Origin of the sequence: Acinetobacter sp. TY2, from assembly GCF_046269225.1 — a bacterium.
Classification (GTDB): domain Bacteria; phylum Pseudomonadota; class Gammaproteobacteria; order Pseudomonadales; family Moraxellaceae; genus Acinetobacter.
The window spans coordinates 66,811-80,767 of record NZ_JBJZOR010000009.1 but is presented as its reverse complement, the minus strand read 5'-3'; the positions used below and the strand labels follow the sequence as shown (position 1 = coordinate 80,767).

11 protein-coding genes and 1 tRNA gene are annotated in these 13,957 nt (G+C 37.3%); 5 read left to right on the top strand and 7 right to left on the bottom strand.

What is annotated here, in order from left to right; all coding sequences use genetic code 11:
* Window positions 1-11: 11 nt before the first annotated feature.
* Window positions 12-87 (bottom strand) — tRNA-Arg (locus ACK1JC_RS07710).
* A gap of 86 nt (window positions 88-173) precedes the next feature.
* Window positions 174-1,526 (bottom strand): amino acid permease, encoded by a 1,353-nt coding sequence (locus tag ACK1JC_RS07705; protein ID WP_409511279.1) that lies wholly within the window; start codon window positions 1,524-1,526, stop codon window positions 174-176.
* Window positions 1,527-1,839: 313 nt separating this feature from the next.
* Between ACK1JC_RS07705 and prpF the strand changes: the two genes are divergently transcribed.
* The 3 genes from prpF (at window position 1,840) to ACK1JC_RS07690 (ending at window position 5,519) form a co-directional block, all read left to right on the top strand.
* Window positions 1,840-3,027, top strand: a complete 1,188-nt coding sequence (gene prpF, locus ACK1JC_RS07700; protein ID WP_409511278.1) for a 2-methylaconitate cis-trans isomerase PrpF — start codon at window positions 1,840-1,842, stop codon at window positions 3,025-3,027.
* Window positions 3,028-3,454: 427 nt separating this feature from the next.
* Complete coding sequence (locus ACK1JC_RS07695; RefSeq protein WP_409511277.1) at window positions 3,455-4,417, top strand: GGDEF domain-containing protein; 963 nt, start codon at window positions 3,455-3,457, stop codon at window positions 4,415-4,417.
* A gap of 190 nt (window positions 4,418-4,607) precedes the next feature.
* Entirely contained in the window at window positions 4,608-5,519 is a 912-nt protein-coding gene (locus tag ACK1JC_RS07690) for a polyprenyl synthetase family protein (RefSeq protein ID WP_409511276.1), read from the top strand.
* A 109-nt stretch (window positions 5,520-5,628) separates the two neighbouring features.
* Here the strand turns inward: ACK1JC_RS07690 and putP are convergent, their stop codons facing one another.
* The 5 genes from putP to ACK1JC_RS07665 all read right to left on the bottom strand — a co-directional run bounded on the left by putP (window position 5,629) and on the right by ACK1JC_RS07665 (window position 10,609).
* Window positions 5,629-7,125, bottom strand: coding sequence for a sodium/proline symporter PutP (gene putP, locus ACK1JC_RS07685; RefSeq protein WP_409511275.1), 1,497 nt, complete (start codon window positions 7,123-7,125; stop codon window positions 5,629-5,631).
* Between the two features lie 324 nt (window positions 7,126-7,449).
* The gene (locus ACK1JC_RS07680) at window positions 7,450-8,304 is read right to left on the bottom strand and encodes an SPFH domain-containing protein (RefSeq protein WP_409511274.1); all 855 of its coding nucleotides are present in this window, start codon (window positions 8,302-8,304) and stop codon (window positions 7,450-7,452) included.
* Window positions 8,305-8,314: 10 nt separating this feature from the next.
* Window positions 8,315-8,791, bottom strand: coding sequence for an NfeD family protein (locus ACK1JC_RS07675; protein ID WP_409511273.1), 477 nt, complete (start codon window positions 8,789-8,791; stop codon window positions 8,315-8,317).
* Window positions 8,792-8,999: 208 nt separating this feature from the next.
* Window positions 9,000-9,917, bottom strand: coding sequence for a patatin-like phospholipase family protein (locus ACK1JC_RS07670; protein ID WP_409511272.1), 918 nt, complete (start codon window positions 9,915-9,917; stop codon window positions 9,000-9,002).
* Window positions 9,918-9,973: 56 nt separating this feature from the next.
* Window positions 9,974-10,609 (bottom strand): 1-acyl-sn-glycerol-3-phosphate acyltransferase, encoded by a 636-nt coding sequence (locus ACK1JC_RS07665; protein ID WP_409511271.1) that lies wholly within the window; start codon window positions 10,607-10,609, stop codon window positions 9,974-9,976.
* A gap of 211 nt (window positions 10,610-10,820) precedes the next feature.
* On the opposite strand from ACK1JC_RS07665, the gene ACK1JC_RS07660 reads away from it, so the two are divergent.
* Both ACK1JC_RS07660 and ACK1JC_RS07655 read left to right on the top strand, forming a co-directional pair.
* A complete protein-coding gene (locus tag ACK1JC_RS07660; RefSeq protein ID WP_409511270.1) occupies window positions 10,821-12,092 on the top strand; it encodes an MFS transporter in 1,272 nt (423 codons plus the stop codon).
* Between the two features lie 187 nt (window positions 12,093-12,279).
* Window positions 12,280-13,944: a phosphoethanolamine transferase gene (locus ACK1JC_RS07655; protein WP_409511269.1), complete on the top strand. Its 1,665-nt coding sequence runs from the start codon at window positions 12,280-12,282 to the stop codon at window positions 13,942-13,944.
* Window positions 13,945-13,957: the final 13 nt, after the last annotated feature.

The following is a 13,957-nucleotide window of genomic DNA, read 5'->3' as shown; positions in this document are numbered from 1 at the left end:
TTTGATTGATTTGGTGCGCTCTGCGGGAGTCGAACCCACGCCGGTCACTTAGGAGGCAACTGCTCTATCCAATTAAGCTAAGAGCGCAAGGACACCTAATTTAACCCAAAAATAAATAAAAAAAAAGTTATTGCCAAGGCAATAACTTTTTTTTCATAAAATTTATAGCGTTATTATTTTTTTGAATTCAGTAGTTTAAATACAACTGCCATTACTACAATCCAAATAGGAATCATGATTACAGATTCTTTAAAGCCTTGTGTCCACATAATGTACAAAACAGTCAAAATGAATGCCAATACCAAATAGTTGCTGATTGGTGCCCAAAGTGCAGGAAATTTAGAAACTTTGCCTAATTTATCCATGGCTTGTTTAAATTTCAAATGCGTTAAACTAATCATTGCCCAGTTTAAGACCAATGCACCAACCACAATATACATAAGATGGCTTAAAGCATCTTCTGGAACAAAATAGTTCAATAATACACAGCCAAAAATCAGTAATGCTGAGAACAATACTGCAGGAATAGGCACACCATGTTTATTCACTTTTTCAAAGACTTTCGGTGCATTGCCTTGTTTTGCCAAACCAAATAACATACGACTGTTCGCATACATGCCACTGTTATAAACAGAAAGTGCCGCTGTTAAAATGATGAAGTTTAACAAGTGCGCTGCCCAACCAATACCCAATTGGCTGAAAATCATTACGAATGGGCTTTTATCTAGACCACCTAAATCGAGCTGATTCCATGGTACAAGCGAGAGTAAAATGGTTAATGAGCCGACATAGAAAATCAAGATACGAAAAACCACTTGGTTAATCGCTTTCGGAATGGTTTTTTCAGGATTTTCAGCTTCAGCTGCCGCCATACCAATTAACTCGATGCCACCAAAGGCAAACATCAAGAAGGCAAGCATATAGAATAAGCCATCAAAGCCATGTGGAAAGAAACCACCATGCATCCATAAGTTACTAAATGAGGCAGTTGAGCCAACATCTGCTGTTAAAAGCAAATACAGACCAAACACGATCATAGAAACAACAGCGGCAACTTTAATAATGGCAAGCCAAAATTCAGATTCACCATAAAACTTCACATTGCCCAAGTTAACAATGGTAATGACAATGAAAAAGAACAATACCGATGACCAAGCAGGAATTTGCGGCCACCAATAGTGAATATATTTGGCAACGGCTGTCAATTCGGTCATTGCAACCAAAACATACAAAATCCAATAGTTCCAACCGGCTAAGAAACCAGGGAATTTTCCCCAGTACTTATTGGCAAAATGACTGAATGAACCTGCGACAGGTTCTTCAACAATCATTTCACCCAATTGACGCATAATGAGAAATGCAATTAAGCCACCTATGGCATAACCTAGAATAATAGAAGGTCCTGCAGATTGAATGACTTGTGCGGATCCTAAAAACAATCCGGTACCAATCGCGCCACCCATGGCTATGAGTTGGATATGCCGGTTTTTAAGTCCCCGCTGAAGATTTGTAGACTCGTTGCTCAAAGTATTCAGCTCTTTTTTTAATGGAATTTAATAATTGTAAATGATTGGTAACACTTAGCCTAGTAGTACACCCTTATGTTCGACTGAATGCATGGGTCATAAATTGATTTAAAAAACTATTCTTTTAAAAAACAATAGAATAATTTTTTAAGACTAAAGTAAAAAAATATTGAATCTAAATTCATTTTTTTGATGAGGATCTGTTTTATACTGTTTTAAAGGAAATGAAAGACATTTCTGCTGAATCTGAGTGATTTGACAGAAGAGAGTTAAAAAAATTGAATCACAATGAGAATTTAAAGGATATAGACCAATGAGCTTTGCTGCACAAATTAAAATTCCGGCAACTTACATGCGTGGTGGTACGAGTAAAGGCGTATTTTTCAATTTAAAAGACTTACCTGAACAGGCTCAAGTTGCGGGTCAAGCTCGAGATCAATTACTACTTCGTGTGATTGGTAGTCCAGATCCTTACGGCAAGCAAATTGATGGTATGGGGGCAGCGACTTCAAGCACAAGTAAAACTGTAATATTGTCTAAAAGCAGTCAGCCTGAACATGATGTCGATTATCTATTTGGACAAGTATCCATCGATAAAGCATTTGTCGATTGGAGCGGAAACTGTGGCAACTTAACAGCGGCAGTCGGTTCATTTGCAATTAGTAATGGCATGGTCGATGCCTCTCGCATTCCTGAAAATGGTTTATGCACTGTACGTATTTGGCAAGCTAATATTCAAAAAACCATTATTGCGCATGTCCCTGTGACAAATGGTCAGGTACAAGAAACGGGTGATTTTGAATTAGATGGTGTGACATTCCCTGCGGCAGAAGTACAAATTGAATTTCTTGATCCAGCGGATGATGGTGAAGATGGCGGTGCAATGTTTCCAACAGGTAATGTCGTTGATTCACTTGACGTTCCTGGCATTGGTACATTTCAAGCTACACTGATCAATGCTGGTATTCCGACTGTATTTTTAAATGCAGAAGAGATTGGTTATCAGGGAACTGAATTGCAAGATGCTATCAATAATGATGTCGATGCCTTAGCTCGTTTTGAAACCATTCGTGCTTACGGTGCTTTGAAAATGGGTTTAATTAAAGATGTAAGTGAAGCAGTAACACGCCAACATACACCTAAAGTGGCTTTTGTATCTGCTCCAAAAGCCTATGTATCTTCAAGTGGTAAACAAGTAAATACAACGGATGTTGATTTATTGGTGCGTGCACTTTCAATGGGCAAATTACATCATGCCATGATGGGTACAGCAGCAGTTGCGATTGGTACAGCAGCAGCAATTCCAGGTACTTTAGTCAATTTGGCTGCAGGTGGTGATGAACGTGAAGCTGTACGTTTTGGACATCCATCAGGGACATTACGTGTTGGTGCACAAGCCTCGCAAGAAAATGGACAATGGGTAGTCAAAAAAGCCATTATGAGTCGTAGCGCACGTGTTTTGATGGAAGGTTGGGTAAGAATTCCAGCCGATAGCTTTTAATACTTATTTTGATAAAAAAAATCAGACAAATGGATGTGGCATTTTAAAAATTGAGAGTAGATTGTTTAAATCATATCATTTTTAATCATTAAGAACGTATCTTTTGTATCTAAAGACCTTATTTTAAAGAAGAAAAATAAGGTCTTTGTTGTTTTAATCTATTCGAAATACATTGCTTTGACAGTATTTTATTATGGATTTTTTTTTAAATTATTGATTACAATCTGTATAAAGTAATTGAAAATCCTAGACTATAAAATGATAACCTGTTCTCATAAAAATAAAATTATGCTATTTTTACTCAAAGATTCGATGCAATAAAGATTATAAATTTACACATTTCGATCAATCTATTCTTAATATAAAAATTAATGATGAGATCAGCGAAAAGGATAATTCCTTGAATAAATAGGTGTGAGGAAATGTCATGAATAAAGTTGATGTTGAGAGTGGTTTTAAGGTAATGATTCAAGATGAACAATTTCTTGATTTAATTCAAAAAACTGAAAAAATGGAATTGGTTTCTTTTCTAGCTCAGTTACCTATACCTGTTGCAATTTTTAGTAGAGAATCTCGTTTTCTTGGTTTAAATCAGGGGTTTGCTGATTTTTATGAAAGTGATGCACTGTATTTGAATGGTAAATTACTGAAAAGTGTTTCAACACTTGTGTACCATCAGTTTTTAGATGTCATTCCATTGTTTGAGAATGGCAAAAATGAAGTCGATTTTGAGTTTTATGGTCGAGGCCATTTTTATCTCTCCTATTATAAGGCACTTCGAGATCAAGATGGAGAAATCGTTGCTGTTGTCGTGGTATGTGCGGATATTACTCGTCTAAAACGCCGTGAAAATGTTTTATTACTCAATAATAAAAAACTGCATGATCATTTATATTTAGATGCTGTCACAGGCTTACCCAATAAAATCGCATTTGGACAATTTTTAATTGATCCTGAAAATTTAGACTTAATGACACAGCGTATTTCGTTTTTAAAAATTGATTTAGATAGCTTTAAAAAGTTTAATCAATTTAATAGTTATACTTGTGGTGATAAAGTTTTAGAAAAAGTTGCAGAAATTTTAACAGAAGAGCTTTCGCAAGATAATGCGAAGTATTTTCGGATGAATTCTGCGAATTTTGTGGTGGTGATGTTTGATGCAACAGAATGGTCAGTATTAACCGTTGCAGAGCGTTTAAAATGTGCAATTGCGCAACAAAATTTAGAACTAACTGGAAACTCTACCGAATCTTTGACGGCATGTATTGGTATTGTTCATAAAGCAGCGAACACCGTATTATCTGAAGATGAGCTTTTACAGAAAATGGGGGAGGCTGTGCAACAGGCAAAATCGCAAGGTAGTAACACTATTTATATGATGCCTGAATAAAAGGCAATAAGCGGGGAGTGCTTCGAGTCCGACAAGATGATATGAAGAATTGTTCATTCTGTGTTTGATAAAAAGATTTCAAGATGTTCAGAGCATTTAGAGGGTGAGTGTTGTATGTATTGTATGTAGAATAGGGCAAGATTTTTAGCTCGGTTCAGTAGACACGAGTACAAACATTTGAGGCGTAAAAGTGACATCTATACCCCATGTACATGCAAACGTTTTACAGTCAGCGCAACAACAAATTCAGCAAGATTTACAACTCGCACTTAATGCATTTTCTATTCCTGAGCCGTTAAAAGGTGCAGTACATCATGCGGTGATGTTGGGTGGAAAACGTGTAAGACCAGCACTGTGTTATGCAACCTCTCATTTGAAACCGAATCATCCTTGTTTTGCGGCAGCGCGTAGAGCGGCTGTAGCCATTGAATTGATTCATTGTTATTCGCTTGCACATGATGATTTACCGTGTATGGACAATGACTTATTGCGCCGTGGACAACCGACTTGTCATGTGGCTTTTGGTGAAGATACTGCATTGTTGGCTGGTGATATTCTACAATCGATGGCATTTGAAGTGTTGGGAAGCCGTTTGTTTGATCAAGGTCAAGTTGTACCTGCTGAGATTGTTTTGCGTCAAATTCAGATTTTAGCGACGGCAAGTTCAAGAATGGTTTGTGGGCAAGTACTTGATTTACAAGCTGAAGGTAAGCATGTTGATCAGGAACATTTAGAACAAATTCATCGTAATAAAACGGGTGCGTTGATTCAAGCCGCAATCATGATGGCGGCTGTAACCATTTTTGAAGGTACTGATCCTGCTATTCCAAAGTTACGTCAATTTGGTCAAGCGATTGGGCTCGCATTTCAAGTGCAAGATGACATTTTAGATGTCACTGCCGATACTGAAATGTTAGGCAAAACAGCAGGCAAAGATGAGCAAGTTGAAAAGTCTACATATCCTGCATTAATGGGGCTAGAGCAGGCAAAACAGTATGCTCAGAAATTGCATGACCAAGCTTTTGAATCATTAGAATATTTTGCTGATGATGCGACTGAATTAAATCAAATTTCGCAATTTTTACTGTCACGTCAAAGCTAATTTGAATTGAAATAATCTTGATTAAATGTCGTTAAGTACATTTAAATTGAATAAAAAACCGAAGCATTTTGCTTCGGTTTTTTATTGTACTGATTTATGCGTACATATTTTAACTTACATCTTTATAGGCACGATCTGCTTCTTCAAAACGATCAATAACATCTTGTTCAGGGGCACGAGTGATTAAGCTAAAGACAATAATGGCGATCATTGCACTGATGAATCCAGGAATAATTTCATAGATTTTAGTATCAGCAAAGACTGGGATATTTTTCCAAAGAATGACGACTACAGCACCAACAATCATTCCTGCAAGTGCACCTGCCAAATTCATGCGTTTCCAAAACAATGACAGCAAAATGAGTGGACCAAATGCGGCACCAAAGCCCGCCCACGCATAAGCGACTAAGCCAAGAACTTGAGATTCAGGGTTACTTGCAAGCGCAATTGCTAAGACTGCAATCAGTAAAACCATTAAACGACCGACCCAAACCAGTTCTTTTTGTGAAGCATTTTTACGAATAAAGGCTTTATAAAAATCTTCTGTTAATGTGCTTGAACAAACCAATAACTGACAACTGAGTGTGCTCATGACAGCAGCTAAAATGGCGGCAAGTACGATTCCTGCAATCCAAGGATTAAAGAGGATTTTGGTCAATTCCATGAACACAGTTTCAGAATTTTGATTCACTGTTACTGCAAGTTCAGGATGAATTTGGAAATAGGCGATTCCAAAAAAGCCAGCAGCCACTGCACCACCTAAACATAAAATCATCCACACCATACCAATTCGGCGGGCATTTGGAATGGATTTTACCGAGTCAGCTGCCATGAAACGCACTAATATATGCGGTTGTCCGAAGTAGCCTAAGCCCCATGCCATCAGGGATATAATGGCAACAGCACTTAAATCTGAAAATAAGCTGTAGGCTTGTGGACGAGCAACTTCAAGTGCCGCATGAATCGTTGCCATATCACCAAGGCTTAACACCGCAACGACAGGAGTGAGGAGTAATGCAAAAATCATCAGGGTAGCTTGAATGGTGTCTGTCCAGCTGACTGCAAGAAATCCACCAATAAATACATAACTAATGGTTGCAATCGCACTAATCCACAATGCAGATTCATATGACATACCAAACATACTTTCAAATAGACGTGCACCTGCGACCATGCCTGAAGCACAGTAAATGGCAAAGAAAATCAGAATGACAAATGCAGATACGACTCTAAGTACTTTTTTATGATCATTAAATCGATTGGAAAAATAATCGGGGAGAGTGAGTGCATTGTTTTGCACTTCAGTGTGAACACGTAAACGCCCTGCAACCAATAACCAATTAAGCCATGCACCAATAATTAGACCAATTGCAATCCACATTTCAGATAAGCCTGAGAGATAAATTGCGCCAGGAAGCCCCATCAGTAACCAACCACTCATGTCGGATGCACCTGCAGAAAGTGCAGTCACAAAGCTTCCTAAGCGCCGCCCTCCGAGAATGTAGTCATCAAAACTATTTGTTGCACGGTAGGCAAATAAGCCAATGACGACCATGGCGACAATATAAAAAAAGAAAGTGATTAGCGTGGGATTCAGGAGATTCATACGGTATCCATTGACTCAGAATGGCGGTAAAGCGACAAGGAGTTTGTCAAAATATTCAATTCAGGCGAAATTTAACCACAGATTGATTATTTTTGCTGAGTCATTCTTGACCATAAGCACACGTCATTAAGCGACTTGATCTCATCATTTAAAATAGAATCCCATATGAAAAAGCATGAGGAACAAGTTAAATAGGGGGGATAGATGTGGAATTGAGTAGTGAAGTATTTTGAGAAAAACGTTTGTATTTAAATCTAATCCTATGGATGTAAAAATAGGCAGTCTAAACTGCCTATTTAAAATGGTATAAATATGAGGATTAGATTACGAATTACGCCCCATCACACCACGAATGGTATTCATAATATCGGCAGGTAAGACCACAGTTTTAGCATTGTTTGATTTCGACATATCTTGCATAGCTTTGATGTACTGTTCACCCAATAAATAAGACACAGGAATTTCTTTATCACCCACAGCTGAAGTCACCATGGTAATGGCTTTCTGTGAAGCTTCTGCCAATACAACTTGTGCCTCTGCATCACGACGAGAAGCTTCTAAACGACCATCTGCTTCTAGAATCGCTGCTTGTTTTTCACCATCAGCTTTGGTTACAGTTGCACGACGCTGACGTTCAGCGGCTGCTTGTGCTTCCATTGCCGCTTGCATGGTATTGGATGGTTGAATATCTTGAATTTCAACAGTTTTAAGTGTAATTCCCCAATCAGCAATATCATCTGAAATTGCAGCTTTGAGTTTAGCTTTGATATGATCTCGTGAAGATAAGGCATCATCCAAATCCATTTCACCTACAATTGAACGTAGTGATGTTTGTACAAGATTTTGAATTGCCCAACTATAATTTTCAATCCCATACACCGCTTTTTCAGGGGTGGTGATGTTGATATAGGCTACAGCATTCATCACTAAAACAGCATTATCTCGGGTAATCACTTCTTGTGATGGAATATCAAGTACGATGTCTTTTGTAGTGATTTTATAAGCAACTTCATCGACATAAGGAATGACAAAGTTTAAACCAGGATTGAGCGTGGTGTGGTATTTACCTAAACGCTGCACAATCCATTTATAACCTTGCGGAACAATACGCACGCCTTTGAAAATCGTAATTGCAACAAAAGCAAAGAGTGCTAAGACAACTATAGAACCAAAACCCATTGATTATTCCTCATGATTGTTGATTATAAGAAGATGAATGTGGCTGAACCAAAAGGTCATTGCCTAAAATATCAGTCACACGAACACGATCACCTATTTGTACAGGCGAAGATGTTCGACAGTTCCATTCATCTGAACCGAGTAAAGGCATTGGAAAGCGAACTCTGATTTGGTCGTGTGCAAGCCCGATTTGAATGACCATGCCGACTTGTCCTATCGTCGCTTCACGAGGAAGTCCTGCTTTGGTTTTATCGACAGATAATGGTTTGATAAATTTAAACCAAGCAATGGTGCAACTAATGGATAAAAATATCCAACACACCATTTGCACAGTAAAGCTCATATTGGGAAAGAGCCACAAAAGAATACTGACCACAACGGCTGCAATACCAAACCATAGAGCAGCAAATGCAGGTAAGATCAGCTCCGATAAAATGAGCAGAATGCCCAAAACAAACCAATGCCACGGTTCAAAGATAAAATCCATACATTCACTCTGTTTGTTATGTTGATATGGATGACGCATCATCAATAACAATGTATCAGATTAAAAAACCTTCGACTAGAAAAACGTGTTTTTTCAATATTTTTACAACAAAGTAGCGCATGAAATGAGGGCGTAATAAAAATGCTGAATGTCAATTCATTATGACATTCAGCAAGCGTGTAATGCATCAAAAAATATATTTTTGAGTTTAGAATTTTGCTTTTGGTGCAGGTTTAAAGGCAGCAGGTGATTTTTTGAAATTAGTAATTGCTGCCTGAATGGCAGTAATTTTTCCTTGAGTAGCTTTTTCACCTTCTAAAATAGCTTGGTTACTCGCTTTGAGGTCAAGTGTTCCCAAATGTCCAACTTTGGGTTGAATCACAATATTGGCAAGACTCAATTCATAATTAATGCTTTGTTGCCCCATAATGTTAATGGTTTGGTCAAGTAAGCCCCACATATTCATCGATTGAGCACCCGTTGGGCGTGCTGAAATATCGACAGCGATCACAATGTCTGCACCCATATCTTTGGCTGTTTGTACAGGGATTGGACTGACTAAACCCCCATCGATATATTTACTCTTACCAATAGTCGCTGGTACAAAAACATTGGGAATACTGCATGAAGCACGAACGGCTTGTCCTGCATTACCTTTAATGAAATCTGCTTTTTTACCATTGTCTAAACGTGTCGCGACAGCAGCAAAGCGAATGGGAAATTGCTCAATAGGCTTATTGCCAACATTACGATTGACATAGTCTTGTAACTTTTGCCCAAGCACAATACCTTGACTATTCAAAGTCAAATCACGAATATCTGATTCTTTAAGTTGTTGTGCAATTTGCTGAAGTTGATAGGGGCTTTTACCACTTGCATAAATACTACCCACAAAACTGCCTGCACTTGTTCCTGTCACAATTTTCGGTTTAATACCATGTGATTCAAGTACTTTCAATACGCCAATATGTGCAAAACCTTTGGCACCTCCGCCACCCAATGCAATAGCAATAACGGGTTCACGGGCTTTGATCACCGTGGTTTGCGTTGGTGTTTTGACATTTTTATCGCAACCAACCAATGCTAAACCCAATAAACTCAGTAATCCTAAGCGTTTCAAATACATATAAACTAATCATCAAAAAACAAAAAAATGTGCTTTATATTTGAACAGATTAACACTTATTTCTCTATGTCTTTTTGCCATATTTTTTGTAAAGGAATAGCAAGTCGTTCAGCAATTTTAGGTGAAAACTTTCCTTTATATGTGTTTAGGATTTGTTCTAAATCATGTTCATAATTATCACTCGGATGCAGTATGCCTAAGCAACGTATGACTTTATGATCATAGTCGAAGGCAAACATGATTATTGGAATCTGTGCGCCATGAGCAATATGATAAAAGCCACTTTTAATGGATTGTGCGGTCTTTCGTGTGCCTTCAGGTGCAATGGCAATCCAAATTTTGTCACGAGTGCTGATAATATTTACAATTTGCTGAGTCAATCCATGTGTCGAATTTCGCTCTACAGGAATAACGCCAATCCATTCAAAAAAACCTTTGAACGGTGTTTTGAACAGTGTATCTTTGCCAAAAATTGTGACATTTAAGCCCAGTCCAAGTAGTGCAAGAAAAGCATATAAACCATCATAATTGGACGTATGTGGTGAAATAATGGCAACGGCTTTGGGTAAATTGGGAAATTCACCTTCAAAACGCCAACCTTGTGCTAGAAACAAGTTTTTAAAAATTGTTCGACTTAGCTGCGTTCCACGTGATGGAACTTGATCGGGTAATATTGGAAATTTTTTTGTCATTTTAATGATGATCTTGAAATTTTGAATAGTATAAACCTATGTTCTATTTTGAATTATTGCGAAAAGGTAAACAAGATAGTCATATTTTTATACGTCATATTTAAAATTATTTATATAAAATTGATGTATAAGCTTCCAATCCGATCAAGATAATATTCATCAGATAAAGGCACAGCACGACCATGCAAAAAAATATGTTGCAGAAAATATAATGCAAAAACACACACAGCTTTATCTACTATTGTTTTCCTTGTATTGGGCGCAGGGTTTACCTGTGGGTTTTATGACTCATGCACTTCCTGTAGTTTTACGTGCGCAAGGTGTGTCTTTGGCGCATATTGGTGGTTTTGGTTTGCTGATGTTGCCATGGGCGATTAAAGTTTTTTGGGCACCATGGGTCGATAAATTCGGTAGTGATCGTATTGGGCATTATCGTAGTTGGATTTTACCGACTCAATTGTTGACTGTAGTGATTCTGATAATCTTATCTTTTCTTCCAATTCACACCTTGAATCAGCCAAGTTATTTATTGGCATTTTTTGTGGCTTTATTTGTCATGAATAGTACGGGAGCAACGCAAGATATTGCCACCGATGGTTTAGCTGTGAGTATTTTAAAAGGTGATCAACAGCATTGGGGCAATATGTTCCAAGTGATAGGTTCACGTTTAGGCTTTATTGTCGGTGGTGGTGCAATTTTATGGGCTTTAGATTGGCTTAATTGGCAAAGTACCTTTTTAATTTTGGCAGGTTTGGTTGCCTTAAATACGCTACCGATTTTATTTTTTAATGAAAAATTTATTTCAACGGTTTCATTACATCAAAAATATGTGGCTGATTCTAAAATACAGGGAACAATTGGACAGCGCTTAAAGCATTACTTGCGTTATTTTATGGATAGCCGAGTGATGCTAAGTTGGCTAGTGGTTTTGGGTTCTATTAAAATTGCTGATGGTCTATCAGGTCCGATTATTAAACCTTTATTGGTCGACTTAGGGTTGTCATTTTCTCAAATTGGCATTTATATCACGATGCTAGGTGCTTTGGCTGCACTGTTTGGTGCAGGTTTAGCGAGTTTAGTTTTAAGTAAAATCTCTCGTGCGAAAGCCCTCATTCTATTTTCAATACTTAAAGTGATCAGCTTAACGGGATTTGTTTGGTTGGCTTTTTTACATAACCAAGGGCAGAGCATTCAGCCTAAATGGATTTATCTAATCAATGCTTTTGAAGATATGTTTGCAGCCATGCTACTTGTGGTGATTTTAACCTTAGTGATGCAATACAGTCGTAAAGAATATGCCGCAACAGACTTTACTTTTCAGGTGTCATTAATGGCAACAGTCAGTGGTGTACTTTATACGCTGAGCGGTTTTGCGGGAGATTATTTGGGCTATTTTAATTATCTGTTGGTGATTACTGTGGTTGCAATTTTTACACTCGTGCCAATTTATGAATGGGTACGAATTGAAAAAGTTAAAAAATAGATATAAAAAAATATTGAAGTGTTGTAGCGTTAATGAAGAGATAGAAAACTTAAAAAATAACTAATTATTAAGAATAATAAGTAATTGTTTTATGGGTATAAATAATAATTTATTTGACCAATTAAGTTGCTTTTAAGTTTTAGGAAATAAATTAAAACATAATACTCGGGCAGTCGTGAAACGAATGATGCTTAATTTTTTACATAACTTAAAACAACGTAAAATAGCGTTGTCTCTAACAAGCTTCAACCTGATGGTTGCGGTATGGTTAGGTTTAGTGTTGAATTTTTCATTTTTAAATAAAATTCAAACTCTTACACCATACGAAGGATTTAAGGCTTATGCCTTTATTGGTGCGACAGCAATTTTATTGATTGCCTTATACAATTTTATTTTGCAAATTTTAGATTGGAAATGGACGGCTAAATTTTTTTCAATCATTTTAGTTTTTATTGGTGGGTTTAGTGCTTATTTTGTCAACTCATTGGGTGTAGTGATTTCTCCTGATCAAATTCAAAATATGATGCAAACTGATTCGGCTGAAGCAACAGATTTATTGTCATTACGTTTTGCAGTATGGATTTTCTTTTTTGTTGTTTTTCCTATTGCAGTAATTAGTCGCATTCAAATTGGTTCTGAAACCTCAAAACCTAAAATTGTATTGAAAAAAGTATTGAATGTTGTGGCATCTTTGGCATTGGTTGGCAGTTTACTCTATGTATTCTATGTCGATTATGCAGCAATTTTTCGTGAACATCGTGATTTAAAAGGCATGATTTCACCGCAGAATGTCATTTCATCAACGCTATCGTATTACCATAAAAAGTCACCTAAAAAAGATTTACCTTTAATTCATTATGGTGAAGATGCGCATCTGGTTGAAGAAGTATCGAATCAACATATGCCGAAATTGATGGTCTTGGTGGTGGGTGAAACAGCACGTGCAGAAAGTTTTTCATTGAATGGTTATAATCAAAATACCAATCCTGAATTGTCTAAACAGGCGGGTTTAATTAACTTTAGCCAAGTAAGTTCTTGTGGTACAGCAACGGCTGTTTCTGTACCGTGTATGTTCTCGGGAATGAAGCGAACCGATTATGATGAACAACTCGCTAGCCACCGTGAAGGTTTACTGGATATTGCCAAGCGTGTAGGTTATAAAGTCACTTGGATTGATAACAATTCAGGTTGTAAAGGGACATGTAACCGTGTTGAACAGTATGTGATTCCTGAATCATTAAAACAAAAATGGTGTAAAGATGATGAGTGCCAAGATGGTATGTTGGTCGATGCATTACAAACGTATTTAAAAACGATTCCTGAAAATGACAAATCACCGCGTTTGATTGTGTTACATCAAATGGGAAGCCATGGCCCTGCATACTATAAACGTGCACCAAATGAATTTAAGAAGTTTGTGCCTGAGTGTGCAACCAATGCGATTCAAGGTTGTACATCGAAAGAATTGGTGAATGCTTATGACAATACAATTTTGTATACCGATCATATTTTAAGTCAGGTCATTGATACTTTAAAAGCACAGAAAAATTATCGTACAGGATTTTGGTATTTGTCGGATCATGGTGAATCAACAGGTGAGCATGGTATGTATTTACATGGCGCACCTTATGCCATTGCACCAACACAGCAGACACATGTACCTATGATGATGTGGTTCTCCGATGCGTGGAAAAATATTGCATCACCACAAATTAATTGCTTAACTCAACAAAGTTCAGCAACATTGAGTCAGGATAATTTATTTCCAAGTATGCTCAGTTTACTTGATATACAAACGCGTGTGATTGATCAGAATATCAATATGTTAAAACAATGCAGCTTACGCAGTTAATCAAACAAAATAC